Here is a 25,546-nt window from a genome sequence, read left to right as displayed (position 1 = left end):
CTTGGAGAGACGGAGCTTCTAGACGCTCAATAGCCCAGCGCGCAACCGTCCTTGCGGGGATCGGAACCGCCGGTCAGCGTCCCCTTGTCCCAGTCGATCCAGATCGCCTGGCCGCCGCCGAGCGGGCCGACCACGCTGGTGGTCTTGTGGCCGATCTTCTTCAGGCCCTCGACGATCTCGGCCGGCACGCTGTCCTCGAGCTGGTAGACGCCTTCATAATGCAGGCCGCGCGGCATATCGATGGCTTCCTGCACGTCGCAGCCATAGTCGAGCATGTTGGTCAGCACCCGGGTCTGGCCCACCGGCTGATACTGTCCGCCCATCACGCCGAACGGCATCAACGCGCGACCATTCTTGGTGGCGAGTGAGGGAATAATGGTGTGCAGCGGCCGCTTGCCCGGCGCGATGCAATTGGGATGGCCGGGCTGGATCCGGAAACCGCCGGCGCGGTTCTGCAGCAGGATGCCGGTCTTGTCGGACACGATCGCCGAGCCGAAGGAATGCGCGATCGAGTTGATGAACGAGCAGACGTTGCGGTCCTTGTCGACCACGGTGATGTAGACCGTGGACGGATTCATCGGCGGCGCGACATTCGGGAGATCCAGCAGCCGATCCATCCTGATATTCTTGATGTGCTCCTCGGCGAATTCCTTCGCGAGAATGCCGGCAACGTCGACATGAACCTGCTGCGGATCGCCAATGTACTGCTCGCGCATCATGTAGGCGATGCGCGCGGCTTCCGCCTCGAGATGGAAGCGCTCGACGCTGAGCGGCGCGAACTTCGTCAGGTCGAAGCGAGAGAGGATATTCAGCATCACCAGCATGGTGATGCCCGGGCCATTTGGCGGGCACTGCCAGACATCATGGCCCTTGTACATCGTGCCGATCGGCGACGTGGTTTCGGTCGAATGCGCGGCGAAATCTTCCAGCGTGTGCAGGCCGCCGATGCCGCGCAAGGTCTCCACCATGTCGGCCGCGATCTCGCCGGCATAGAACGCGTCGCGACCGTTCTTGGCGATTGCGCGCAGCGTCTTGCCGAGTTCCGGCTGATGGATCACATCGCCGGCGACCGCCGGCTTGCCGTGCGGCAAAAGATAGCGTTCGGTGTTGGTGCCGTTCTTCAGCTTCTCGAACTGGTTCTTCCAGTCGAAGGCGATGCGCGGCGCGACGACATAGCCCTCTTCGGCCGCCTTGATCGCGGGCTGCAGCAGCGTGTCGAGCCCCATCTTGCCATGGTCGCGCAGGATCGTATCCCAGGCGTCGATCGCGCCGGGAATGCTCACAGCATGGGCCGATGTCAGCGGCACCGAATGGATCTTGCGCTCGAGATACCATTCGGCCGTTGCCGCCATCGGCGCGCGGCCGGAGCCGTTATAGGCCGTTATCTTGCCCTCGCCCTTCGGCTGGATCAGCGCAAAACAATCGCCGCCGATGCCGGTCGATTGCGGCTCGATGACGCCGAGCAGCGCGCAGGCCGCAACCGCGGCGTCCGCAGCCGTACCGCCCGCGCGCATCACGTCGATGGCGACAAGCGCGGCCTCCGGGTGCGACGTCGCCACCATCGCGTTCTGGGCATGGACCGTGGAGCGGCCGGCGAAATGGAAATTCCTCATCGCGAGTGCTTTCTTTTCAGCGTTTCTTCAATATTTCTTGGGCATCCCGCTGGGGACGATCGGGTGAGTTTACAGACGGTTCTTTGGCATATTCATCCCCAACTGGGCAATGGCTGGCATGCCAAGGTCTCGCGGTGGCAATACGCGGAATACGCAGGGCTTTGCGGGGTTTCCCCTGCCCGGCCCGCCTGATAAACGATCGCCATGCCGTTCAAGGTCGCCGCCCTCTACCAATTCGCCGCCCTGCCGGACTTCCGGGAGCTGCGCGAGCCGCTGCGCGCGCTTGCTGCAGGCCTTGGGATCAAGGGTAGCGTGCTGCTGGCCCACGAGGGCATCAATGGCACCGTTGCGGGCGGCGATGAGGGCATCGACGCGTTCGTCCGGGAGCTGCAGCACGGCCCCCTCTTCGCTGGCCGGCTCGACAATCTCGAACTCAAGTTTTCGAGCGCTACCGAGATGCCGTTCCAGCGGCTGAAGATTCGGCTGAAAAAGGAAATCGTCACGCTCGGAGATACCACCGCGGATCCGACGCGGCAGGTCGGGACCTATGTCGAGCCGTCGGACTGGAACGAACTGATTGCCGCGCCCGATACGCTTGTCATCGACACCCGCAATGCGTTCGAGGTGGCGATGGGCACTTTCGAGGGCGCGGTGGATCCCGGCATCAAGAGTTTTGGGCAGTTCAAGGAATTCGCCGCGGAGAAACTCGACCCGGCGAAGCACAAGAGGATCGCGATGTTCTGCACCGGAGGTATCCGGTGCGAGAAAGCCAGCGCCTATCTGCTGGCGCTGGGGTTTGGTGAGGTCTATCACCTCAAGGGCGGCATCCTGCGGTATCTCGAAGGCGTGCCGGAGCAAGAGAGCCGCTGGCGCGGCGAGTGTTTTGTATTCGACGAACGTGTGGCGCTGGGCCACGGGCTGCGGCAGCGACGACCGAACGATGGCTCCCATGAGTGATGCCGGCGACTTAAGCGAGCGCATCGACGCGCTGGAAATGCGGCTGACCTATCAGGATGTGACCATCGAGACACTGAACCAGACGATCACCGCGCAGTGGGTTGAGATCGACAGGCTGACGCGCCAGGTCGCTGAACTGAAGGAGCGCCTTCGGGAAGCCGAAAGCAACGCGCCGGGTCCTGCGAACGAGCCGCCGCCGCATTACTGAGATTTGCGTCAGCGGAAGACGGCGCGGACCTTGTTCCACAGCGTTTCGTTGGCACGATCGCCATCGGCTTTCGACGGCGCCGGTTGCGCGGCGCTCACGGGATCGGATGCCGGAAACGTGTCCACCAGCCCGGCCTCGAGCTTCTCGTGGATTTCCCGGTCGGCTTTCTGCGCTTCACGGGGATCTTCGGCGTGCTTGTCATGCGCCGCAGGATTGAATTTCTCAGCCATCGGGACCTCCATGGATGAGATAACGGCGCGGTTTTACGCCGGTTCCACGTTCGCCCCTGGTATCCGTCCTTGGCCCGGAGGGAACCTGCGTGTATCAGAGGCGCAAATATCAGCCGCCCGCAGGAACCCTTCGATTGTCTCAGAAATCCGTCGCAAAACCATTTCTCGAAGTGCTGTCCGGCCGCCGGCAGCAGGTGCCGCCGATCTGGATGATGCGGCAGGCCGGGCGCTATCTGCCGGAGTATCGCGAGTTGCGCGCCAAGGCCGGGAGCTTTCTCGACCTCTGCTTCACGCCGGACTATGCCGCCGAGGTGACGCTGCAGCCGATCCGCCGCTTCAACTTCGACGCTGCGATCATCTTTTCCGACATTCTCGTCATCCCCTACGCGCTCGGCCGTTCCGTGCGCTTCGAGGCCGGCGAAGGCCCGCGGCTCGATCCGCTGAATACACCGGAGCAGGTGACGACGCTGGCGCGCCACGCCGATTTCGGCAAGCTCGAGCCGGTCTATGAAGCGCTGCGCCGCGTGAAGCGCGAACTCGCGCCTGAGATCGCGCTGATCGGCTTCTGCGGCGCGCCATGGACGGTCGCGACCTACATGGTTGCGGGACAAGGCACACCCGACCAGGCGCCGGCGCGGATGATGGCCTATCGTCACCCGGAGGCGTTCGCTGAAATCATCGACGTGCTGGTCGAGAACTCGATCCAATACCTGCTTGGCCAGCTCAAGGCCGGCGCGGACGCGTTGCAGATCTTCGATACCTGGGCCGGCGTGCTGCCGCCGCGCGAATTCGAGCGCTGGTCGATCGAGCCTGCGAAACGCATCGTCGCCGGCGTGCGCGCGAAAGCGCCTGATGCAAAAATCATCGGTTTTCCCCGCGGCGCGGGCGCGCTGCTGCCGGCCTATGTCGAAGCGACCGGCGTCAATGCCGTCAGCATCGACTGGGCGGCCGAGCCGTCATTGATCCGCGAGCGCGTGCAGAGTCGCGTCGCCGTGCAGGGCAATCTCGACCCGCTGGCGCTGATCGCGGGCGGCGCCGCGCTCGACCGCGCCGTTGACGACGTGCTGGCGAATTACGCTGCTGGACGGCTGATCTTCAACCTTGGCCACGGCATCCAGCCGGAAACCCCGATCGCCCATGTTGAGCAGATGCTCAAGCGAGTGCGGGCGTATAGGGGATGATCGGTCACTCCCTCGCCCCGCTCTTGCGGGGAGAGGGTTGGGGTGAGGGGCATCTCTATCCGCTTGCACTAGCGTTCGCTGATGGTCCGGCACCCCCTCACCCGGCGCTTCGCGCCGACCTCTCCCCGCAAGCGGGGCGAGGTAAGAAGAAGCCTACCTTGCGTCCTCCAGGATCATATCCGACGCCTTCTCCGCGATCATGATGGTCGGTGCGTTGGTGTTGCCGGACATCAAATCCGGCATAACAGACGCATCGACCACGCGCAGGCCTTCGATGCCGCGCACGCGCAAGCGTGGATCGACGACGGCGAGCGCATCGCTGCCCATGCGGCAGGTCGAGGTCGGGTGATAGACCGTGCTGCCGGTACGGCGGCAGAAATCGAGCAATTCGTCGTCGCTCTGCACTTTCGGACCGGGATCGACCTCTCCGACCGCATAGGCCTTCAGCGCGGGTGCTGCGAGAATCCGGCGCAGGATGCGGATGCCGTCGATGAAGGCGCGGCGATCGGTTTCGGTCGCGAGATAGTTGATGCGGATTTCCGGCGGCACGGAAGCATCGGCGCTTTTGATGCGCAGCGAACCGCGGCTTTCCGGGCGCAACTGGCAGACCGAAGCGGTAAAACCGGAAAGCGCGTGAAGCTTCTCACCCATCTTGTCCGTCGAGAACGGCAGGAAGTGAATCTGGATATCGGGCGACGCCAGCCGCGGGCTGGTCTTGAAAAATGCGCCCGAAGTGCCGGCGGCAATCGTCAGCGGTCCCTTGCGCAAGGCGGCGTACTGAATGCCCGCCATCACCCGGCGCACCGGATTGTTGACCACGTCGTTGAGCGTGACCTTTTGCGCACAGCGCGTGATCAGCCGGACCTGCATGTGGTCCTGCAGATCATTGCCGACGCCGGGCGCGTCGAGCACGATCTCGATGCCGTGCTGCTTCAACAGGTCGGCCGGTCCCACACCCGAGAGCTGCAGCAATTGCGGCGAGTTATACGCGCCGCTGGAGACCAGGATTTCCTTGCGCGCCCGCGCCGTGCGCACGCGGCCTTCCTGCTTGTATTCGACCGCCTTGGCGCGCCGTCCTTCGAACAGGATGCGCTGCGCCAGCGCCGAAGTCTCGATATGCAAATTGCTGCGGCTCTTCGCCGGACGCAGGTAGGAGAACGCCGTGCTGGCGCGCCGGCCACGACTTGTTGTGGTCTGGAAAAATCCCGCACCTTCCTGCGTGGCGCCGTTGAAATCCGGATTGGTCGGAATGCTGGTCTCGGCGGCGGCGACGACGAAGGCTTCCGACAGCGGATCATGGTGGCGCCAGTCCGACACCGGCAACGGCCCGCCCGTGCCATGATATTTGTCCGGCCCGCGCTGCTGGTTCTCGGCCTTCCTGAAATAGGGCAGCACGTCGTCGTAGCCCCAGCCGGCATTGCCACGCTGGCGCCAGCGATCGTAATCCTCGTGCTGGCCCCGCACATAGAGCAGGCCGTTGATCGAGCTCGAGCCGCCGAGCACTTTTCCGCGTGGCTGGAACACCTGCCTGCCGTTCAAGCCTGGTTCCGGCTCGGTCTGGTACATCCAGTTGACGGATTTTTCCTTGAACAGTTTTCCGTAGCCGAGCGGCACGTGGATCCAGAGATTGCTGTCTTTCGGTCCGGCCTCCAGCAGCAACACGGAATGCTTGCCGTCGGCGCTCAGGCGATTGGCGAGCACACATCCAGCCGAGCCGGCGCCGACGATGACGTAGTCGAATTCGGAAGCTTCATTGTTCTTGTTCATTTGTTTCCCCGCACGCAACCCGAGAGAGGTAGCGGGGCCGTCACGGGCGGTCAATTGCCTCCCGGTCGCGGGCGGGGAGAAGGCGGTTACGCCGGCTGTTTGGCGAGTTTCAAGAAGTCCGGCGGCCGGCGTTCGGCGAACGCGACAAAGGCCTCGCGCGCCTCGGCGGTTTTCAGGCGTGCCGCGAACTGCTCGCTTTCCGCCTTGATCTGCGCCATGAGAAGCTCCGGATTGCGCATCAGCCGCTTCGTCGTGCTGACCGCACCCGCCGGCTGTTTCGCCAGCCGGGACGCGAGCGCTTTTGCTTCAGCGTCAAGTTTGTCCAGCGCCACCACCCGGTTGGCGAGCCCCCACGCAAACGCGGATTTGGCATCGACGGCGTCACCGAGCGCGAACATTTCGAAGGCGCGCGCATAGCCGATGCGGAGCGGCATCAACAGGCTGGAAGACGCTTCCGGCACCAATGCGAGATTGACGAACGGCGTCGAGAGCAGCGCGTTCTCGGCCAGCACGACCAGATCGCAATGCAGCAGCATCGTGGTGCCGATGCCGACGGCGCGTCCTTGAACGGCCGCGACCAGCGGACGGCTCGATCTGGCGAGCGCCTGCAGGAAACGTCCGACATGCCGCTCGCCCTGAACCGCGCCTGTCGCAATGGCGACGAACTCGCCGACGTCGTTGCCGGCGGTGAACATGTCGCCCTCGCCGCGGATCAGGAGGACGCGGACGGATGGATCAGTCTCCGCGCCTTCGATTGCGTCGGCCAGCGCGCCGTACATCGCATTCGTCAGCGCATTCTTCTTGTCGGGCCGCGCCATCGTCAGGCTTAAAATCCCGTCGCTCTTCTCGATCTTGATATGCTCGGTCATTCATCTTCTCCTCTGGGAAATCTGCTTTGCATGGTGGTGAGCCAGCGCGCGACGACATCGATCTCGGCTTCGGTAAATCCTTCCGTGAGGCGCGCATTGACCTCGGCGAGCCCTGCCTTCGACTGCGCCATCGCCGCGCGGCCGGCCGGCGTCAGCCAGAGCCGCCACGCGCGCCCGTCATCCGGATCGGCACGGCGCTTGATCAGGTCCGCAGCCGTCATCCGGTCCACCAGTCCGCTGATGCCGGGCGGGCCGAGATCAAGCGCCGCGCCCGCCTCGCCCATCAGCACGCCGTCCCGCTGGCCCAGGATGAACAGCAAGCCGGACTGCGCGGCGGTAACGCCGCTGGCTTGCGTCCGCGCCGCCATCCAGCGCTGCAGCCGGCGCTGCGCGACGCTGAGCAGGAAAACCAGCCGGTGCTCGCGCCGCGGGCTCATGCCGATGAAGCTAATTTATTTCGCATGCGAACTATCTATGTCACCACCGGCAAGTTGTCACGGTGATTTTTAGTGTGGACGCGCCGCGAGGTCTTCAGGGCTAGACAGCGCAGGCGGCCACCAAACCAGAAACCGCAGCCTTGGCAGCAGCTTGGATAAAAAATCGATTTTCGATTGACGATATCGCCTTCCCTCGCCAATCTGCGCGGCCATGAGCAGTATCGGGTTGAGTTTTGGTGAGAGCCTTGCCGACGAACGGCCTCGAAGCCTGACATCAGCCGTTCAGGAGCGGCTGCGCGCGGATATTCTCTCGACCCGGCTGCTGCCCGGCCAGAAGCTGCATATTGCCGGTCTCGCCAAACAGTTCTCGGTCAGCCTCGCCGCGGTGCGCGAGGCGTTGTCGCGGCTGGTCGCGGACGGGCTGGTGCAGGCATCCGACCAGCGTGGCTTTCGCGTCAGCCCGGTATCATCAGCCGATCTTCGGGACGTGACGCAGACCCGTGTCGATATCGAAGGGCTGGCGCTGCGGCGCTCGATCGAGCGTGGCGACGCGGCATGGCTTGCCTCGGTGGAAAAATCGTTCGCAGCGCTCTGCGCCGTTCCCCATACCTATCCCGACGATCCGACCCATCACTATGAGGAATGGGTGGTGCGGCACCGCGTCTTCCACCGCACGCTGGTGAACGCCTGCGGCTCGCAATGGCTGCTCGGATTTCGCGATGTGCTGCATGAGCAGAGCGAGCGCTATCGGAGGCTCGCGATCCGGCGCAACAGCGAAAAATCCCGCGATGTGGAGGCCGAACACGCGGCAATCGTGCGTGCCACGCTCAAGCGCGATGCCGATGCCGCAGTCGCGGCGCTCTCGAAGCATTTCATGACGACCATGCACCTCGTCGAGCTCGCTACATCGAAAACGTTCGGAGGTAGCGACACCGCCTGATCGACCGCTCGAAGATCAAACCAATCAAGAAAAATGCAAAGGGAAACGTCACAATGAAGATCACGCGACGCCACATCCTGGCAACGATCACGGCAGCCACCGTGCTTGGCGCATCCGGCTACGCGCAAGCCGCCGACACCGTCCGCATCGGGCTTCCGACCAAAACCTACTGGCCGACCACGATCGCGGAAACCGCGGTGCGGCAGAAATTGTTCGAGAAGGAAGGCATCGCAGCGGAGCTTACGATCTATCGCGGCGGCGCCGAGACGTTCGAGGCGATGGCGGCGGGTGCCGCCGACGTCATTCTCGACGCCACCTCGCTGGTGTCGGCCGGACGCAAGAAGGGCGTGAACTCCAAAGTGCTCGCCAGTGCCGCGACGGGCTATTACGGCTGGCAGTTGATGACGCTTTCGAAATCGACGCTCGGCGTCAAGGATTTGGCCGGCAAGAAGGTCGCGATCACCTCCGCGGGCTCCGGCTCCGACCTGCTGGCGTTGTGGACCCAGCAGGACAAGAAGATTGAATTCACCCGCGTTCCCGTTGGCGGCGGCGGGCTGGTGCCGAACCTGCTCGCCGGCAATGTCGACGCGGCCGTGGTCTATTCTCCGCTGAGCTTCCAGATATCCAAATCGGGCGAAGCGCGCACCCTCGTTGACTTCTCCAAGGAAGTACCGCCGAACCTCGCGGCCGGCTGGATCGCGCTCGACAAGTACGTGCAAGACAAGCCGCAGATGGTGCAGAAGACGCTGAACGCGCTGTATGGCGCGTTGATGTTCATGCGCGCCAACAAGGATGCCTCTGTCAAGCTGATCACCGAGCTCTATGAAATTCCCGCCGAGATCGCGGCACTGGAATATGAAAACACGATTCTGAAGCTGGAAACCGACGGCAGCATGGAGGGTCCGAAGATTCCGGAGCAGCTCCAACTCGCGCTCGACATGGCCAAGGCCGGCGGCATGAAGGACCTTGGGCCTGCCGCCGAGATCATCTCGACGCAGTTCAAGCCGGTTCCGACCAAGCCCTGAGGCGGCGCGATGCGTGGATTAGGCGTAAAGGCGGCACGAATCGCGATCGTGGTGGGGCTGTTTGCGATATGGGAAATCCTGTCGCGCAGTGGCATCGTCAACCCGCGCCTGCTCCCTTCCGCCTCCGACACGCTGGCAACGCTCGGCGAGCTCCTGCAGCGCGCGAGCGTGCGCAAGGACCTCGCCGTCACCGCGACCGAAGTGGTGACCGCGTTCGCGCTCGCCGTCCCCGTCGGCGCGCTGATCGGCTTCCTGATCGCGGAGAACCGCTATTTTTCCGACGTGGCAAAGCCGCTGCTGTTCTTCGCGTTCAGCATCCCGAAATCGATCTTCCTGCCGATGTTCATCCTGGTGTTCGGCGTCGGCTTTGCGCAGAAGGTCGGCTTCGGATTCTTCTCGACCATCTTCATTGTGATCATGTCGACCACGACGGCGGTGGAGTCGGTCAAGGTCGAGCATTTGACCGTCGCCCGCTCCTATGGCGCGACGCCGATGCAAACCGCGTTTCGCGTCTATCTGCCGAGCATGCTCCCCGTTCTCCTGGAAGCGTTGCGGATCTCGATGATCTTCAATCTCACCGGCGTGATCCTCGCCGAAATGTACGCCTCGCGCGACGGCATCGGCCATCAGATCGCGACCTGGGGCGAGAATTTTCAGATGAAGCAGTTGCTGGCCGGCGTGGTGATGATCGCCGTGATCGCGATTACCTTCAATGAACTGGTCAGATGGGTGGAAACACGATGCAGCCATTGGCGAACATAACCCCGCTGAAGCCGGCCGGCGCGGTCGAGGTCCGCAATGTCGGGCAGGTCTTCAAGACCACCACGCAGGACGTCATAGCGCTCGAAGACGTCTCGCTCGACGTCAAGCCCGGCCGCTTCGTCGTGCTGGTCGGCCCGAGCGGCTGCGGCAAGTCGACACTTCTGATGATGATGGCTGGCCTCCGCCAGCAGACCTCGGGCACCATCACGGTCAGCGGTGCACCGATTCCCGAACCCGATCCAAATCGCGTCGGCGTGGTGTTTCAGGAAGCCAGTCTGTTTCCCTGGCTGACGGCGGAGGAGAATGTCGAGTTTCCGCTGGCGCTGCGCCGCGTCGCCAAGAGCGAACGCCGCGCCAAGGCGCAGGATGCGCTCAAACTCGTCGGCCTCGACGGCTTCGGCAAGCGCCATCCGCACGAACTGTCCGGCGGCATGAAGCAGCGCGTCTCGATCGCGCGCGGGCTGGTGCAGGACCCTCCGGTGCTGCTGATGGACGAACCGTTTGCCGCGCTCGACGAACAGACCCGCATGACCATGGGCGACGAACTGCTGCGGATCTGGGCTGCCACCGGCAAGACCGTGGTGTTCGTCACCCACAGCCTGACTGAGGCGGTCTATCTCGCCGACGAGGTGATCGTGATGTCGCCGCGGCCCGGCCGCATCGTCGATCACCTGCAGGTCTCGCTGCCCCGCCCGCGTACCTATGAAATGCTGAGCGGCGACGCGTTCGGCACCCTGCGCGACCGTATCTGGCGGCACATCCGCAAATCAGCGTGAGGCAGAGATGACCGCGGCGACGCTTCGCAGATTGATCGTGATCGGGCTCATTGCGCTGTGGGAAATCCTGCCGCGCGCGGGCCTCATTCCCGAGCTGTTCCTGCCGTCGCTGTCGTCGACACTCGCGGCCGGCTGGAACGAGGCGGGCGAATACGGCCATGCCCTTGCCATCACGCTCTACGAGGTCGCGATCTCCATGGCGTTCGCCTGCGGCGGCGGCATCCTGTTAGGGGCCATCGTCGGCAGCCTGCCGCGGCCGCGCATCCTGATCATGCCGATGGTATCGAGTCTCTATGCGGTGCCGCTGGTCATTCTCTATCCTGTCTTCACCGTGTGGCTCGGCATCGGTTCGGAATCCAAGATCGCATTCGCCTCGATCTACGGCTTCCTGCCGACGATGCTGGCGACCGCCGCCGGCATCCAGACCATCGATCCGCAATTGCTGCTCGCCGCACGCAGCATGGGCGCGACGCTGAGCCAGCGGCTGGTTCGCGTGATCATCCCGGCGGCGATCCCGACCGTGCTTTCCGGCTTGCGCGTCGGCGGCGCGCTCGTCATCGTCGGTGTCGTGGTATCGGAGATGCTGATTTCATCCGCCGGCATCGGCTATCTGATCTCGCGCTACCGCACCATTCTCGACAGCCCGCATGTATTCGCCGGCGTGCTGCTGGTGTTGGCGATGGCGATTGCCTTCAACGCCGCCATCAAATGGATCGAGCGCAAGGCCGCGATCTGGCAGACGGGGACGCGCGCCGGACAGAATGCCACGGAAGAAATCGCGCCCACCCTGCAGCCTGCGACCTGACGGGAGCATGGGCGTGTTCGACCTGACGCTGACATTCGACAATGGTCCCGAGCCCGGTGTGACGCCGCGCGTGCTCGATACCTTACGCGAACGCGGCATCAAGACGACCTTCTTCGTGATTGGCGAGAAGCTTGGCGACCCCGAACGCCGCCAGCTTGCGGCGCGGGCCCATGACGAAGGCCACTGGATCGGCAATCACACTTTTACGCACACGGTACCGCTCGGGCAGCAGCGCGATGCGGACACGGCGCAAAGCGAGATCGGCCGGACGCAGGATGCGATCGGCAACCTCGCTCACGCCAATCGCTGGTTCCGGCCGTTCGGCGGCGGCGGCAATCTCGACGCGCGGCTGCTGAAGCCTTCCGTGGTCGAATATCTCACGCGCAACAAGCATAGTTGCGTGCTCTGGAACGCGATCCCGCGCGACTGGGACGATCCGGACGGCTGGGCCGACCGGGCCCTGGAGCAGTGCCGGTCGCAGCCGTGGAGCCTGATGGTTCTGCACGATCTGCCGAGTGGCGCGATGAACCATCTCGAGCGCTTCATCGACCACGCCGGAAAAGCCGGCGCGCGTTTCCATCAGGACTTTCCGCCCGATTGCGTTCCGATCCGTTCGGGCGAGATCGTACAATCCATCGAACCCTATGTTTCCTCCATCGAAGAAAGTACCGAATAATGAAGATCGCAAGTTTCAAGGCGGGTCCAACCGCAACATACGGCCTGGTGACAAAAGCCGGCGTCATTGACGCCGGCAAGCGGCTGAAGGATCGGCCAACCCTGAAGGCGCTGCTCGCGAGCGGATCGCTCGATGCCTTGAGCGCGCTGCAAGGCGAACGGCCGGACTACGCGTTCGCCGAAATTGAGCTGCTGCCGACCGTTCCCGATCCGGACAAGATCTTCTGCATCGGCGTCAATTACGCCACGCATCTCGCCGAAAGCGGCCATCCTACACCGCCGCACCCGATGATTTTCACCCGCTTTGCCAACAGCCAGGTCGGCAGCGGCCAACCGATGATCCGGCCGCTGGAGTCGGAGCGCTTCGACTATGAAGGCGAAATGGCCGTCATCATCGGCAAGGCCGGCCGCCGCATTTCGCGTGAGGCAGCGCTGGCGCATGTCGTGGGCTATGCCTGCTACAATGACGGCAGCATCCGCGACTGGCAGCGTCACACCTCGCAATTCGCGCCGGGAAAGAATTTCGTCGGCACCGGCGCGTTCGGACCGTGGATGGTCACGACGGACGAAATCCCCGATATCAGCAAGCAGACGATTGCGACCCGCCTCAACGGAGTCGAGGTGCAAGCCGCACCAATCTCGGACCTCGTGTTCGACGTCCCTGCCCTGATCGCCTACTGCTCGACCTTCACCGAGCTGGTGCCCGGCGACGTCATCGTGACCGGCACCACCGGCGGCGTCGGCGCCTACCGCACGCCGCCGCTCTGGATGAAGGATGGCGACGTGGTTGAGGTCGAGGTCTCCGGCATCGGCGTGCTGCGCAATCCGGTCAGGGATGAGGTTGCGGCCGCAGCGACGCGTGCTGCCTGACGTGAGCGGGAGAATAACAAGAGCAAGGAGATACTCATGAACCTGCCAAAGCACCTGCTGCCGACCACCGTCGTCGGCAGCTATCCGCAGCCGGAATGGCTGGTCGATCGCGCGATGCTGTCCAAGGTGGTGCCGCGCACGCGCCTGCATGCGATGTGGCGGCTGCCGGCCGAACATTTGGAGGAGGCGCAGGACGACGCCACTATTGTCGCCATCAGGGACATGGAGCGCGCCGGCATCGACATCGTGACCGACGGCGAAATCCGGCGCGAGAGCTACTCCAACCGTTTTGCGACGGCGCTCGAAGGCATCGACGACGAAAATCCGGCCATGATCACCTCGCGCAGCGGACACCAGACGCCTGTGCCGCGCGTCACAGGCCCGGTGAAGCGCCGCGGCCCGGTCGAGCTGCACGACATGAAATTCCTGCGCCAGAACACTGATCGCGCAGCAAAAATCACCCTGCCTGGCCCGTTCACGATGAGCCAGCAGGCCAAGAACGAATTCTATAAGGACGACGAGGAACTGGCGATGGCCTTCGCCGCCGCCGTCAACGCCGAGGCGCTCGACCTGCAAAGGGCCGGCGCCGACGTGATCCAGCTCGACGAGCCCTGGGTGCGCAACAATCCGGACCTTGCCCGCCGCTACGCCGTAAAGGCGATCAACCGCGCGCTCGAGGGCATCACCGTGCCGACGGTGGTGCATCTGTGCTTCGGCTATGCCGCGGTCGTGCCCGGCTCGACCAAGCCGGCCGGCTATTCCTTCCTCGCCGAACTCGCTGACACCAATGCCGAGCAGATCTCGATCGAGGCGGCGCAGCCGAAGCTCGATCTCGGCGTGCTCAAGGATCTGTCGTCGAAGAAGATCATGCTCGGCGTGCTCGACCTCGGCAATCCCGAGATCGAATCCGCCGATGTGGTGGCCGACCGGATCCGCAACGGGCTGAAGCACGTCGCCGCGGATCGCCTTGTCGTCGCCCCCGACTGCGGCATGAAATACATGCCGCGCCAGACGGCGTTCGGAAAACTGAAGGCGATGTGCGACGCGGCCGCCGCCGTGCGCAGGGAGATCAGCTAAAGAGAGATCAGCTAAGCGGCTTGCCCTGCAGCCACGCCGCACCGCGCGCATACAAGGCCTCGACTTCGGGGCCTTCCAGGCCGGGCATGTCGCGCTTCACCGTGTAGCCGAGGCGGCTCTGCAGATAAGCGAGGTGCCGGTAGCCCGGCGGAAACTGCTCGAGCAGCGCCTTGTCGAGGACAGGCGCTGTGCCCGGCGTGACGGGGTCCATGCGGTCCTTCTCATAGATCGGCTGGCGCAGCACGATGCCCCAGCGCCCCTCCCGCTTTTCGAGAAAGTCGTAGAACCGGCCGGTGCAGAGCACGTCGCACAGCACGCCTTCGACCTCGGCGCGCTGCGAGATCGTCATCTTGGTCTGCGAGATGGCGCGTTGTCCTGCAAGGTCGACCGAGATACCGCCGAGGAAATGCAGGATGCTGACGCCCTTGGCCCAGGCCTGCTTGCTGATTTCGATGAACTCGTCGCCGGTGCCCTGCGTCCAGGTCGCCATCATTCGGCCGTCCGGATGCCAGACGGTGCGGAAACGCTCCCAGTCGCCGGCATCGCGCCAGATCGCCCAGTTCTGCAACAATTCACGGATCAGGCGGTCATCTTCAATCTCGGCGTGACTTCCGGGCATGCGGACGTCTCCCTTCGGACGTATATCTCAAGTGTCTATGAGACATAGCTGCGGCGGGCGCCCGCTGACAAGTCGGGTAGATCAGGGAGTTAGCTAACGCCCCGGCGCCCTTCACAACAGTTTCGCGCGGACGAACAGCGCACGCAGGGCGTTGGTCGCCTGCACGGTCAGCATCGCGTTATCAGCGGCGCCCTGCAGTGCACTGACAGCACCGGCGTGTAGCGCGCGGAATTCGATCCACTCGATCGAGCTGAGATTGGTGATGAAACGGTAGGCCTGGCCGACGGTGGCGATCGACACCGTCTGGCCGTTCAGGTTGATCTTGAAAACCGCACGCAGCGGCGTGTCGGAATCGGCGGCATCGCCTGCGACTGCGTTCATGACGGGGACGGTGAACGCCGCGACGCGGTGAGGCCTTCCTTGAGGCTCGGCACGACGACGAGGCGCTTGACCTCGCCATTGCGGTACGCCGTCAGGAACCGGTCATACTCCTTGATCGAGACGCAGCCGTTGGAATCGCCGTTTGGGCCCAGCAGGTAGCTGTGCACGAGTAGACCCGTTCGCCCGTGCATTTCGCTTTCGCCCACGGGCGTCATGCGCAGCGCCGCGACGCCATGAAACAGCTTTTCACGCGGCTTGAGGTCGTAGACGTTTGGCGGAGTCGCGCCGACCATCCGCTGGTCGACATGGGCCGGATTGTCCATCAGGCCGCCCAGCCCCGAATGTGCCTCGAGCTTGCCGCCGTTCGGCAGGTAAACGGCGCGGGCCGAAATGTCGTAGACCGCCGTCTGACTATCGTAGCCGAGCGCCGTCAGATCCTTGCGCTCGCCGAGCAGCCCATCCCCCGGGGTCAGCGACGCCAGCGAGAAGCGCATCGGCACCAGATCGGCGAGCTTCTCGAACATGGTGCGGTTATCAGACGAAACCGGCGCGGGATCGCTCCCCGTTGACTGAAGATTGGCCAGGACCGGCCGGGCTCGCGGCAGCGGGATTGCCGCCTCGACCGTCGGGGCGGACGGTTCGGGCTGAACGTTCTGCTCCTCACGCGATCGTCCGCCCAACTGGCTTTCGATGTGCCCGAACTCTGCATCGAAATTCGAACGGGCCGCGGGACGCCAGGGGTAGTTAAAGGCCAGCGAACGGCGCACCGAGCCCGGGCCGAAGCGCTCGTCGAACGAGGAAGTGCTGCCGACATTCGCGGATGCGGGATTGATCCAGGCGGCCGGGTCGAAATCGATCACCCAGCCGGCCAGTCCCAACGCCATGGCGAGCGCCGCCGCGCCGAAGGCCGCCTCACGGCACAATCGTGTACGGCGGCTCGAAGCAAGGCCGGCTGCGCTGGTCGTCTTTCTATCCATCCGTCCCCGGCTCGGCGCTTCGGAATCACGTCTGATTCCTAATGGATTCACCGAATAAGTCCCACCATAATGCAAACCAAAGTAAGGCATAATCGAGACAAGCGCTCGACGTCATCATGACCGGCCGAATCCACGGTTTCAAGCCATCTAATGGTAAACCGGGCCGGATTTCCCCGGCGAGGCCGCGCTCAGGGACGCAGAACCGGGTTGGTATTCGGCGCGGGCGCCTCTTCCATCTCGGCGTGCTCCGGCAGCTTGTCGGCATGCACGGCGAGCGCCGGCCCGATCCAGATCGGATCGGCCTCATGATCCCGGCGCGGATTGGTCGTATTCGGATGGACCAGAACGCTTAGATTGCCATGATTGAGCATCAGCCACGGGACCAGCTCGGGGAATACCTCCCGGGCAAAGGCCACCTGGTACATGGCCTGATCATGCGGGCCGACCTTGACGTCATGCCAGCGTCCGAGCGTGACCGAGAACCGCTCACCGATCCAGGCGCGCAACTGCTCGGCCTCGGCCCGCGACGTCGCCGGATCGTAATAGATGTGGGCGTGGTAACTCGCGATCTCGCCCAATGGTCGCGGACCGTATGCCTCCGGCTCACCCGTCATTGCCTGCGCTCCACGCTATCGTTGCTTTGGACCGGTCGATGATCGCTGCAACTGGCCGTGGGGTCAATGTGGCGCGGGCCATGTGTAGGCGTCAGCCTGACCGCTTCTTGCTGCTCTCGAAGACGGTCATGCCAGCGGCCGGGTCGAGGTCGACGTCGGTCGCCTCCGTCAGGCGCGCCATCGTCATGTAGAAGCCGATCGCGAGGATCGATTCGACGATCTCCTGCTCGCTGAAATTCGTGCGCATGGCAGCGAAGACCGGCTCGGCGACACGGACGTTCTCGATGACTTCCCGGCCGAACGCCAGCAGCGCCTGTTCGGCGGCATTGAACGCGGCGTCCTCGTATTTGCCTTGTTCGATGCAGTCGATCTGCTTTTGCGTGACGCCGACGCCGAGCGCGATCGGAACGTGCTGACGCCACTCATAGACGCCATGCTGCAGCTGCGCGACCTGGAGGATCAGCAATTCGCGGTTGACGTGGCTGAGTTTCTGGCGGTGCAGGATCGAATTGGCGAACCGCATCGCCGGAATGAAATTGGCTTCGGCATGCGCCATCATCCGGAAGATGTTCAGCACAACCGGCATCCTGTCAAAGGACGCGCGCACGTCGCCGCTGGTTGCCGCCGGATCGATCAGGGGAAGTCTTGCCATTCGGCCTCTTCTTGCGTTTGCTGTTCTTGTTGCTTTTGCGGACGCTTCCGCGCTCAGGCCGTAACTTACCTCGCACTTGCCGGGGCGCGCATCACTCAGCGTCCGCCGACTTCGCGGATGGGATCGGCACCGTCCCAACCAGCGGCGACCCTGCGAATGTGCTCGAAGAAACTTCCCTTGCTGCCGCTGATATCTGAAATCTCCACCACGGTGCCGGGATGGGCTTGCGTGTCGAAATAAGCGAAGCGGCCCTTTTCGCCGCCGATCTGGCCTTCATGTCCGATCTTGTAGCCAAGCGACAGCGCGCGGTCGTAGAGGGCCTGATAATCACGGGTCCAGTACGACATGTGCTGCAAGCCTTCGCGGCCGGAGTCGAGAAACTCCTTGTACATCGAGGGCGCATCGTTGCGCTGCTGGATCAGCTCGATCTGGAGATCGCCGGAATTGGCGAGCGCAACGCTCATCTCCATGGCGGAGTCCTGGCCGCGATGGCGGAAGTAATCGGTCTTGACCTTGTCGATATAGTACCAGGGCCCGACGCCCATCACATTGACCCAGTGATTCATGGCGGCGCGGATATCCCGCACGACATATCCGTTCTGGCAGACTGCACCAAAGATTCGACTCATGACGACCTCCGTCCGCTTGCCGGCGGGACAGACTTCCCGCCTCTTGTTCTTCTTGGTCCCGCCGTTCGAGAAGCTGCTGGCACTCGGCATCTCCACCGACTTCATCGCCGGAGACCAGCAGCGCGACATCAACGCGCGCGACATCGAAGCCTGGAAGAAGGTCGCCAGCGAAGCGAAGATCGAGGTCAAGTAGCCGCTGAACGCAAAAGAGGGCCGAGACAATCGGCCCTCCCCGCCGCATTCACAGAACGCTCAGCTCGCCTTGCCGAACAGCACGGGCAACTGGCGCGGGCCGCGCACGGTGCCTTCGGACCAGGTGACCTTGCCGGCGGGATCGAGCCTGAAATCCGGGATCCGCTTCAGCCATTCCTCGATCGCAACGGTCATTTCCATGCGCGCGAGGTTGGAGCCGACGCAGCGGTGAATGCCGAGGCCGAACGCAGCGTGGCGGTTTTCCTTGCGGTCGATCACCACCTTGTCGGCGTCGGGGAACATGGCGGGATCGCGGTTGGCGGCCGGGAACGACAGCAGCACCATGTTGCCGGGCTTGACCGGGCAGCCGCTGATGGTCGTCTCCTTCATCACCTCGCGCGCCATCGTCACCGGCGAATAGGCGCGCAGCAGTTCCTCGACCGCTAGCGGCATCAATTCCGGTTCCTTGACGAGACGCTCGCGGTCCGCCGGCGTCTTCGCCAGATGCCACAGCGAGGAGCCGATCGCGCTCCAGGTGGTGTCGATGCCGGCGATCAGAAGCAGCCGCAGCGAACCCAGCACATGCTCATCCGCCAGCGGATTTCCGTCCTTGTCCCTCGCGTTCATCAGCGTCGAGATCAGATCATCGGTCGGATTGTTTTTGCGATACTCGATATGGCCGGCGAAATAGCCGGTCATCTCCCTTACCGCCTCCATCAGCGCGTTTTCGTCCTTGATGCCGAGTTCGAGGATGCCGTGAATCCATTTGATGAAGAGATCGCCGTCCTTCTCAGGGATTCCGAGCATATGTGCGATGGCGCGGACGGGGACATGCTTAGTGTAGCGCGCGGCGGCGTCGCATTTGCCATCGGCGATGAACTCGTCGATCAGCTCGTTGCAGATGGCGCGCACCCGCGGTTCGAGCTTTTTCATCGCGTCCGGCGTGAACGGCGGCAACAGCAATTGCTTGGCCGGCTTGTGCTCGGGCGGATCGGAGGTGATCGGCGGCGCCCGCGCCGTGATCTCCGGCCGCATGTCGCGCACGATGACGCGCCGGGACGAAAAATGGTCAGTGTCGTAGGCGATTTCCTTCACCGCCTGGTAGGTGGTCGGCATGTAGCAGCCGAGGAAGCGCTCGGTGTGAACGACCGGCGAAGCCTCGCGCAATTTCTCCCAGATCGGAAACGGGTTTTCCGTCCACGTCGGATCGGTGTGGTCGAAATCATTGACCCAGTCGGAGACCGGGGGATGTTCGGGCATGATGCTGGCGGAATCGGACATCGGAGCAAATCCTCTGCTTGGTTCGTTCAGATCTATTTTGGCTATATCGATCTCCGGACCGGACTATTCCTCGGTCACCTCGATCGCGATTTCAGGACAGTTGGTCTGGGCAAGCCAGGCCTTGTCTTCCAGACCCGCGGGCACGGAACCGTCGCCGACTTCGTGCGCATTGCCGAATTCGTCGAGGTCGAACAGTTCGGGTGCCAGTGATTTGCAGCGCGCGTGGCCCTGACATTTGTCCTGGTCGACGCGGATTTTCAGCTTTCCGGCCATCGCAGCGTTTCCCTTTTTGCGACGCGCTTTGCCGCGCGGTATTCTTCTTTCGGCATTCTTCGGCACGGCGGCACAGACCCGCCGGCGCACCGCGAAGTTATATTGTATTACATTCGCGCTACCGTTGTGCTGTCAAGTCAAAAGTTATAGATCATGACATTGAAATGCCACCTCGACCCGCACGCAAAGCGCTGAACGCCTATCACCATGGGGATCTTCGTGATGCCCTGGTTCAGGCCGCGTTGCACGAAGTCGAGCTCGGCGGCCCGGAAGCGATCAGCATCAGCGCGCTTGCCAAGAAACTCGGCGTCTCGCAGCCGGCGCCATACAAGCATTTTGCCGATCGCGAGACGTTGCTGACCGCTGTCACGGCCGAAGCGTTCCGCCAATTCAGCGCGATGATGCGTGCGGCGATCGAAAAGCCGTCGAAACAGTCGAAGCTGTCGCGCTTCGCGCAGCTCACGCTTGATTTCGGCCTGCGCCGCAACGGCATCTATCGACTGATGTTCGCGTCGCGAACCATGGCGTGCGCGCCAAAAGGCAGCGAGCTGCACAGCGCGGCAATGGAAACCTTCGAACTCCTGGTGGAGGCGCTCGAGGCGCCGGCCGTCGGGCTGTTGCGCGAGCGTAGCGCCCTGAAGGTCTGGGCCTCGCTACACGGCGTGGTGATGCTCGCCGAACAGGGACTGCTCACCGGCCAGGTTGCCCATGTCAGCCGGGAAGAACTGGTCGAGGACATCGTGATGGAAACGAAACTCGCGCTGTCGGTCGCCATCGATACGGCCGGCAAGGCTGATTCATGAAGGCCGGTTCATGACGGCCGAGGCGCCGGCATCTGACGGATCTGACAACAGTGGCCTCTATGGAGGCGTCGTTCTCGGGCTTGCCGCCATGGCGGCTCTCATCGTCGCAAACTCACCGCTGGGGCCGCAATACGAGGCGCTGCTACGGACGACCGGCGAGGTCCGAATCGGATCGATCGGACTGAGCAAGACCGTCGATCACTGGATCAATGACGGCTTGATGGCGGTGTTCTTTCTGCTGGTCGGCCTCGAGATCAAGCGCGAGGCGCTAGAGGGCCCGCTGTCGAGCGCAAAGCAGGCGGCATTGCCCGTGATCGCCGCGTTCGGCGGCTTTGTCACGCCAGCGGCGATCTTTGCCGCGGTGAACTGGGGCGACGCCCACGCATTGCGCGGCTGGGCCATCCCGGCGGCGACCGACATCGCCTTTGCGCTGGGTGTTTGCGCCATGCTGGGACGCAAGGTCCCGGCTTCGCTGAAGATATTTCTAATGGCGCTCGCAATCATCGACGATCTGATGGCCATCATCGTCATTGCGATCTTCTATACCGCGGACCTCTCCATCATGGCGCTGGCGCTTGGCGGAATCGGCGTGGGGGCGCTCGCGGTTCTCAATCTGCTCGATGTGCGCAGACCATCGTTCTATCTCATCGCCGGGCTGTTCACCTGGGTCTGCGTGCTCAAATCCGGCGTGCATGCGACGCTCGCCGGTGTCGCCGTCGGTCTCGCGATGCCGCTGACCCGACACGACGGGCACAGCCTGCTCGAAGATACCGAACACGCTCTCAGGCCATGGGTGATTTTCGCCATCGTGCCGATTTTCGCCTTCGCGAATGCCGGCGTATCGCTTCACGGATTGACCTTGTCAAAACTGGCGGAGCCGATAACGGTTGGCACTATCGCAGGGCTTTTCGTCGGCAAACAGATCGGGGTCTTCGGCTCATCGCTGCTCGCGATCAGGCTGGGCCTGGCTGCGATGCCGGAAGGGGCCACGACGGCAAAGCTTTATGCCATCGCCATCCTGACCGGCATTGGCTTCACCATGAGCCTCTTCATCGGCACGCTGGCCTTCGACGACGAGGTGGTGCTGAAACAGGTCCGGCTCGGCGTCCTCGCAGCTTCGCTGCTGTCCGGCATCGTCGCCGCGCTGCTTTTTGCGGCCCTCAGCCGATCGAACGGAGTTCCGGCTTCGCGATAGGCGGCGCAAACGCGCCACACCTGCCATGAGACCGAAGTCCGCATGGCAGCCGCCGCTTGTATTCGCCACGGACAGATGATCTAGCTTGTCCAGTCAAGGGCAACATGGGTTGAGCACGAGCTTTACCAGATCCACCGTACCGCGCCGTCTGAAACTCGCGCTAGCGCGATCCGTCAGAGGCGCAGCGCTCGGCATGCTTGTGTCGTTTTGCGCTACGGGCCTTGCGCTTGGAAAAGACGAAGACGACGGTGAGGAGGATACGACCAAGGCAAAACCGGCCCTGCCGAATTTCTACCTCGATATGAGAACCATCTACTCGACGCTGCCTGCCGGCACGCTGTCGATCGGATTTAGCGCCCCGCCTTTGCTAGCGACGCTGGCGAACCTTTCCGCGCTCCGAACCCTTAACTCACCCTCCAGCCAAAGTGTCTCGATCGACCTGCCGTTGACGGTCGATGTCAACGATCAGCTCTCGGTCTATGGCGGCGTCAGTGGCGCTACGTCGCAGGCCGGCACCGATCCCTGGACCGCTTTCTCGATCTTCAGCTTTACGCTCGGATTCCAGGCCGACATCTATCAGCAGAACGGCGGAATGTTTCCGACCATCACCGTTCAATCCAACGTGTCGCGATCGACTTCGGACTCTCCGCTGGCCTCCACGACCTACAACACGATCCTGGAGGCCGGCTACGCGCTGAATGCGGATGAGACGCGAGGGCTGCTCGCGGGAATGCAGTACGCCAAGGTCCTCGTCGATACCCCGCTCGCCCGCGTCAGCCCTGACGTCATGGGCTATGTCGGCGGCTACTATCAGTGGGACAACAACTGGAAGTTCACCGGCCGTTTCGGCGTGCAACACTTCGGCGGCGCGCAGCTTCTGACCCTGACGCCGTTTCCCGCATTCACACAGCCGATCCTGCGGCTCGACCTCGATCGCATGGACGACGACGATAACCGGCTGTTCGGCATCACCGCGCAGATAGCATGGACGCCGAAGCCGTCCTACCAGCTGACGCTGCGAACGCCGCTCTATGCGATCAAGAATTAGCGGCCAGATTGCCGCAAGCTCATGCGGGCTGCGAATCTCGCACGGCCGCGCCGCGCAGCAGCTTGCCGATTTCCGGCTTGCAGGCACCACAATTGGTACCGGCCTTCAGGCGCCGGCCGACCTCGTCGACGCTGGCTGCCCCTTTTTTGATTTCGGCCGATATCTGGTGCTGTCCGACGCCGAAGCACGAGCAGACGATCGGCCCAACGTCCTGGCCCGCATCGAGCGGCTGCCCCGTCAGCAGCGACATCCTCGCATTCGCTGACAATGCCTGCTCTGCGAATAGCCCTGATAGCCACGATCGCGAGACCAGCTTGTGATCGGGTGCGATGAACACGCAACCTTCCAGCCGGCCGTCGCGAACGGCCGCGTAGCGGAAGCGGCCGGCCTTCGGATCGCGATAGGCGATCCATTCGATGTCGTCATGTCCGACACGAAGCTGCGCCCGCGCCCAGTCGCGCCAGCTTGCCGGCCGCTCGTCGCCGGTGAGTTCCATCCGCCAGCAAGTCCCTGAGAGCCCGCCGACCCAGTAGCCCGCTTCGGGACGCTCGATCTCCTGGCGGCTGAGAATGAAGGCATGCCATTTCGGCAAGTAGGCTGCCGCCTTCACCGGCGTGTGCTTGGACTCCGGTTGCCCGGAGATCGGATCGGTCGCTGGATTGACCAGCGCGTTGACCCGGCCATCGCCGGCATATTCGCCGTTCCAGTGCATCGGCACGAACACACAGCCGCGGCGCTGCTCGGCGGTGACGACAACGCGCACCACCATCTCGCCCCACGGGCTGGTCAATCGCGCGAGCCCGCCATTCTCGACGCCGGCCATGCGCGCATCGTCGGGATGGAATTCGGCATAAGGCTCGAAAACGTGAGCCAGCAGCCGCGCCGATTTTCCCGTCCGCGTCATGGTGTGCCATTGATCGCGGACCCGTCCGGTGTTGAGCACCAGCGGATAGTCCCGGCTGGTCGCGTTCACGGCGGCACGCGGCGTCACCGGCACGAAACGCGCCTTGCGGTCGGGCGTGAAGAATTGTCCGGTTTCGAACATCCGCGGCGTACCGGTCGGATATTCGCGCGTCACCGGCCACTGGATCGGGGTAAGCGCGTCGTAGGCGCGATCGTCGAGCGTATTCAGGGCGGACAGATCGAAATCGCGCGTCCCCTCATTCTCGAAACTGGAGAGTCTCGCGTGCTCGCGGAAGATCGCGGCGGCGTTCGGATAGTTGAACCCCGAAAAACCCATGCGCTGCGCGACGTCGCAGACGGTCTGCCAATCGGCCCTTGCAGCGCCGGGCGCGGGCAGGAATCGCCGTTGCCGGGAGATGCGGCGTTCGGAGTTGGTGACGGTACCGTCCTTCTCGCCCCACGTCAGCGCCGGCAGCAGTACGTGCGCATGACGCGTGGTGTCGGTATGGCGCATGCAGTCGGAGACGACGACGAGCTCGCACGCATCGAGCGCGCGGCGCACGCGATCGGCATCCGGCAGGCTGACCACCGGATTGGTGGACATGATCCAGACCGCCTTGATGCGCTGATCGGCGATCGCGTCGAACATGTCGACGGCCTTGAGGCCCTGCTTGTCCGCGATAATTGGCGACTGCCAGAAGCGCTGCACGATGTCGCGGTGTCGCGGGTTTTCGATCTCCATGTGGGCGGCCAATTGATTGGCCAACCCGCCGACTTCCCGGCCGCCCATGGCGTTGGGTTGTCCGGTCAACGAGAACGGGCCCATACCGGGTCGCCCGATACGCCCCGTCAACAAATGACAGTTGATGATCGCATTGACCTTGTCGACGCCGCTGCTCGACTGGTTGACGCCCTGCGAATAAAGCGTGACGACCCGCTCGGTTTTCGCGAACCAGTTGAAGAACAACGCCACCGCGCCCTCGGCCAAGCCGCAGATGTCGGCAGTCTGCGCGACCGTCTGGCCGGCGACCTGTTGCAACGCGGCTTCGGCGCCGGTGGTGGATTCATCCACAAACGCGCGGTCGATGGCGTTGGTGGACGCGAGATGCGCGAGCAACCCGTTGAACAGCACCGAATCGCTGCCAGAACGAAGCGGCAGATGCAGATCGGCGCCGTCACATGTCGCAGTCCGCCGCGGATCGACGACGACGATGCGGCAGGCCGGGTTGCTGGCCTTGGCGGCCACCATGCGTTGGTAAAGGATCGGATGGCACCAGGCGGCATTGGAGCCGACGAGCACCAGAAGGTCGGCGGTTTCGAGATCCTCATAGCAGCCCGGAACGGTGTCGCTGCCGAACGCGCGCTTGTGCCCCGCCACGCTCGACGCCATGCACAGCCGGGAATTGGTGTCGATGTTGGCGGTGCCGATAAAACCCTTGGCGAGCTTGTTGATGACGTAATAGTCCTCGGTCAGGATCTGGCCGGAGACATAGAAGGCGACCGAATCCGGCCCGTGCTCGCGGACGATTCTGGCAAAGCCTTCCGCGACATGATCGAGCGCGCTATCCCAGCTCGTTTCCTGCCCGTTGACCACAGGCGCGAGCAGCCGCCCCTCGAGGCCGATGGTCTCGGCGAGCGCTGAGCCTTTCCCGCACAGCCGCCCAAAATTGGCGGGATGCAGCGGATCGCCCCGGACGGTCACCGTACCAGCGGAATCCCTGTCAGCGATGACGCCGCAGCCGACGCCGCAATACGGACAGCTTGTCTTCACTGGCACGGGCGATCAC

29 protein-coding genes are annotated in these 25,546 nt (G+C 63.5%); 15 read left to right on the top strand and 14 right to left on the bottom strand.

The window, feature by feature from the left end:
- Positions 1–26: 26 nt before the first annotated feature.
- Positions 27–1,613: a gamma-glutamyltransferase gene (gene ggt, locus V1294_RS11325; RefSeq protein WP_334477815.1), complete on the bottom strand. Its 1,587-nt coding sequence runs from the start codon at positions 1,611–1,613 to the stop codon at positions 27–29.
- A gap of 204 nt (positions 1,614–1,817) precedes the next feature.
- Here ggt and trhO point away from each other — a divergent pair, with 204 nt between their 5' ends.
- Positions 1,818–2,570, top strand: coding sequence for an oxygen-dependent tRNA uridine(34) hydroxylase TrhO (gene trhO / locus V1294_RS11320; RefSeq protein ID WP_334497099.1), 753 nt, complete (start codon positions 1,818–1,820; stop codon positions 2,568–2,570).
- Positions 2,563–2,778, top strand: a complete 216-nt coding sequence (locus tag V1294_RS11315) for a SlyX family protein (protein ID WP_334497097.1) — start codon at positions 2,563–2,565, stop codon at positions 2,776–2,778. Before trhO ends, V1294_RS11315 begins: the two co-directional genes overlap by 8 nt.
- A gap of 8 nt (positions 2,779–2,786) precedes the next feature.
- On the opposite strand, the gene V1294_RS11310 is transcribed toward V1294_RS11315, so the two are convergent.
- On the bottom strand, positions 2,787–3,008 hold the full coding sequence (locus tag V1294_RS11310; protein ID WP_334477813.1) for a hypothetical protein: 222 nt from the start codon (positions 3,006–3,008) through the stop codon (positions 2,787–2,789).
- Between the two features lie 134 nt (positions 3,009–3,142).
- Between V1294_RS11310 and hemE the strand changes: the two genes are divergently transcribed.
- A complete protein-coding gene (gene hemE, locus V1294_RS11305; RefSeq protein WP_334497095.1) occupies positions 3,143–4,189 on the top strand; it encodes a uroporphyrinogen decarboxylase in 1,047 nt (348 codons plus the stop codon).
- A gap of 153 nt (positions 4,190–4,342) precedes the next feature.
- Here the strand turns inward: hemE and V1294_RS11300 are convergent, their stop codons facing one another.
- The 3 genes from V1294_RS11300 to V1294_RS11290 all read right to left on the bottom strand — a co-directional run bounded on the left by V1294_RS11300 (position 4,343) and on the right by V1294_RS11290 (position 7,262).
- A complete protein-coding gene (locus V1294_RS11300; protein ID WP_334497093.1) occupies positions 4,343–5,956 on the bottom strand; it encodes a GMC family oxidoreductase in 1,614 nt (537 codons plus the stop codon).
- An 86-nt stretch (positions 5,957–6,042) separates the two neighbouring features.
- A complete protein-coding gene (locus V1294_RS11295) occupies positions 6,043–6,825 on the bottom strand; it encodes an enoyl-CoA hydratase (protein WP_334497091.1) in 783 nt (260 codons plus the stop codon).
- Positions 6,822–7,262, bottom strand: a complete 441-nt coding sequence (locus V1294_RS11290) for a MarR family winged helix-turn-helix transcriptional regulator (RefSeq protein ID WP_334497089.1) — start codon at positions 7,260–7,262, stop codon at positions 6,822–6,824. Before V1294_RS11290 ends, V1294_RS11295 begins: the two co-directional genes overlap by 4 nt.
- 211 nt (positions 7,263–7,473) lie before the next feature.
- On the opposite strand from V1294_RS11290, the gene V1294_RS11285 reads away from it, so the two are divergent.
- Genes V1294_RS11285 through V1294_RS11250 form a run of 8 tightly spaced genes read left to right on the top strand, consistent with a single transcriptional unit; the run spans position 7,474 to position 14,192 of the window.
- Entirely contained in the window at positions 7,474–8,202 is a 729-nt protein-coding gene (locus V1294_RS11285; RefSeq protein WP_334497088.1) for a GntR family transcriptional regulator, read from the top strand.
- Positions 8,203–8,255: 53 nt separating this feature from the next.
- Positions 8,256–9,227 carry an ABC transporter substrate-binding protein gene (locus V1294_RS11280; RefSeq protein ID WP_334497086.1) on the top strand — a complete coding sequence of 324 codons (972 nt, stop codon included), beginning with the start codon at positions 8,256–8,258 and terminating at the stop codon, positions 9,225–9,227.
- 9 nt (positions 9,228–9,236) lie between these two features.
- Complete coding sequence (locus V1294_RS11275) at positions 9,237–9,989, top strand: ABC transporter permease (RefSeq protein ID WP_334497084.1); 753 nt, start codon at positions 9,237–9,239, stop codon at positions 9,987–9,989.
- A complete protein-coding gene (locus V1294_RS11270; RefSeq protein ID WP_334497082.1) occupies positions 9,968–10,765 on the top strand; it encodes an ABC transporter ATP-binding protein in 798 nt (265 codons plus the stop codon). Before V1294_RS11275 ends, V1294_RS11270 begins: the two co-directional genes overlap by 22 nt.
- A 7-nt stretch (positions 10,766–10,772) precedes the next feature.
- Positions 10,773–11,570, top strand: coding sequence for an ABC transporter permease (locus V1294_RS11265; RefSeq protein ID WP_334497080.1), 798 nt, complete (start codon positions 10,773–10,775; stop codon positions 11,568–11,570).
- Positions 11,571–11,583: 13 nt separating this feature from the next.
- Positions 11,584–12,246, top strand: coding sequence for a polysaccharide deacetylase family protein (locus V1294_RS11260; protein ID WP_334497078.1), 663 nt, complete (start codon positions 11,584–11,586; stop codon positions 12,244–12,246).
- Positions 12,246–13,115, top strand: coding sequence for a fumarylacetoacetate hydrolase family protein (locus tag V1294_RS11255; protein WP_334497076.1), 870 nt, complete (start codon positions 12,246–12,248; stop codon positions 13,113–13,115). The genes V1294_RS11260 and V1294_RS11255 overlap by 1 nt, the downstream gene beginning before the upstream one ends.
- 36 nt (positions 13,116–13,151) lie before the next feature.
- Positions 13,152–14,192, top strand: a complete 1,041-nt coding sequence (locus V1294_RS11250) for a 5-methyltetrahydropteroyltriglutamate--homocysteine methyltransferase (RefSeq protein WP_334497074.1) — start codon at positions 13,152–13,154, stop codon at positions 14,190–14,192.
- Between the two features lie 7 nt (positions 14,193–14,199).
- On the opposite strand, the gene V1294_RS11245 is transcribed toward V1294_RS11250, so the two are convergent.
- The 6 genes from V1294_RS11245 to V1294_RS11220 all read right to left on the bottom strand — a co-directional run bounded on the left by V1294_RS11245 (position 14,200) and on the right by V1294_RS11220 (position 18,064).
- Positions 14,200–14,811, bottom strand: a complete 612-nt coding sequence (locus V1294_RS11245; RefSeq protein ID WP_334497072.1) for a nuclear transport factor 2 family protein — start codon at positions 14,809–14,811, stop codon at positions 14,200–14,202.
- 111 nt (positions 14,812–14,922) lie between these two features.
- Positions 14,923–15,192: a hypothetical protein gene (locus V1294_RS11240; protein WP_334477791.1), complete on the bottom strand. Its 270-nt coding sequence runs from the start codon at positions 15,190–15,192 to the stop codon at positions 14,923–14,925.
- On the bottom strand, positions 15,189–16,052 hold the full coding sequence (locus V1294_RS11235) for a DUF2778 domain-containing protein (RefSeq protein WP_334497070.1): 864 nt from the start codon (positions 16,050–16,052) through the stop codon (positions 15,189–15,191). The genes V1294_RS11240 and V1294_RS11235 overlap by 4 nt, the downstream gene beginning before the upstream one ends.
- Positions 16,053–16,357: 305 nt before the next feature.
- On the bottom strand, positions 16,358–16,783 hold the full coding sequence (locus V1294_RS11230; protein ID WP_334497068.1) for a DOPA 4,5-dioxygenase family protein: 426 nt from the start codon (positions 16,781–16,783) through the stop codon (positions 16,358–16,360).
- A gap of 91 nt (positions 16,784–16,874) precedes the next feature.
- Positions 16,875–17,435, bottom strand: a complete 561-nt coding sequence (locus tag V1294_RS11225; RefSeq protein WP_334497066.1) for a carboxymuconolactone decarboxylase family protein — start codon at positions 17,433–17,435, stop codon at positions 16,875–16,877.
- Between the two features lie 95 nt (positions 17,436–17,530).
- The gene (locus tag V1294_RS11220; RefSeq protein WP_334497064.1) at positions 17,531–18,064 is read right to left on the bottom strand and encodes a VOC family protein; all 534 of its coding nucleotides are present in this window, start codon (positions 18,062–18,064) and stop codon (positions 17,531–17,533) included.
- On the opposite strand from V1294_RS11220, the gene V1294_RS11215 reads away from it, so the two are divergent.
- The gene (locus V1294_RS11215; RefSeq protein WP_334497062.1) at positions 18,063–18,257 is read left to right on the top strand and encodes a hypothetical protein; all 195 of its coding nucleotides are present in this window, start codon (positions 18,063–18,065) and stop codon (positions 18,255–18,257) included. The genes V1294_RS11220 and V1294_RS11215 overlap by 2 nt on opposite strands.
- A 59-nt stretch (positions 18,258–18,316) precedes the next feature.
- Here V1294_RS11215 and V1294_RS11210 read toward each other — a convergent pair whose 3' ends face one another.
- Positions 18,317–19,537, bottom strand: coding sequence for a cytochrome P450 (locus tag V1294_RS11210; protein ID WP_334497060.1), 1,221 nt, complete (start codon positions 19,535–19,537; stop codon positions 18,317–18,319).
- Positions 19,538–19,600: 63 nt separating this feature from the next.
- Complete coding sequence (locus tag V1294_RS11205) at positions 19,601–19,810, bottom strand: ferredoxin (protein WP_247519196.1); 210 nt, start codon at positions 19,808–19,810, stop codon at positions 19,601–19,603.
- Positions 19,811–19,974: 164 nt separating this feature from the next.
- Between V1294_RS11205 and V1294_RS11200 the strand changes: the two genes are divergently transcribed.
- The 3 genes from V1294_RS11200 (at position 19,975) to V1294_RS11190 (ending at position 22,856) form a co-directional block, all read left to right on the top strand.
- Positions 19,975–20,613, top strand: a complete 639-nt coding sequence (locus tag V1294_RS11200; RefSeq protein WP_334497058.1) for a TetR/AcrR family transcriptional regulator — start codon at positions 19,975–19,977, stop codon at positions 20,611–20,613.
- A 10-nt stretch (positions 20,614–20,623) separates the two neighbouring features.
- A complete protein-coding gene (gene nhaA / locus V1294_RS11195) occupies positions 20,624–21,808 on the top strand; it encodes a Na+/H+ antiporter NhaA (RefSeq protein WP_334497056.1) in 1,185 nt (394 codons plus the stop codon).
- Positions 21,809–22,001: 193 nt separating this feature from the next.
- Positions 22,002–22,856 (top strand): hypothetical protein, encoded by an 855-nt coding sequence (locus V1294_RS11190; RefSeq protein ID WP_334497054.1) that lies wholly within the window; start codon positions 22,002–22,004, stop codon positions 22,854–22,856.
- A 19-nt stretch (positions 22,857–22,875) separates the two neighbouring features.
- Here the strand turns inward: V1294_RS11190 and V1294_RS11185 are convergent, their stop codons facing one another.
- Positions 22,876–25,536: a nitrate reductase gene (locus V1294_RS11185; RefSeq protein ID WP_334497053.1), complete on the bottom strand. Its 2,661-nt coding sequence runs from the start codon at positions 25,534–25,536 to the stop codon at positions 22,876–22,878.
- Positions 25,537–25,546: the final 10 nt, after the last annotated feature.

This window comes from Bradyrhizobium sp. AZCC 1678 (assembly GCF_036924765.1).
Classification (GTDB): domain Bacteria; phylum Pseudomonadota; class Alphaproteobacteria; order Rhizobiales; family Xanthobacteraceae; genus Bradyrhizobium; species Bradyrhizobium algeriense.
This window is presented reverse-complemented; position numbering and strand designations above follow the sequence as displayed.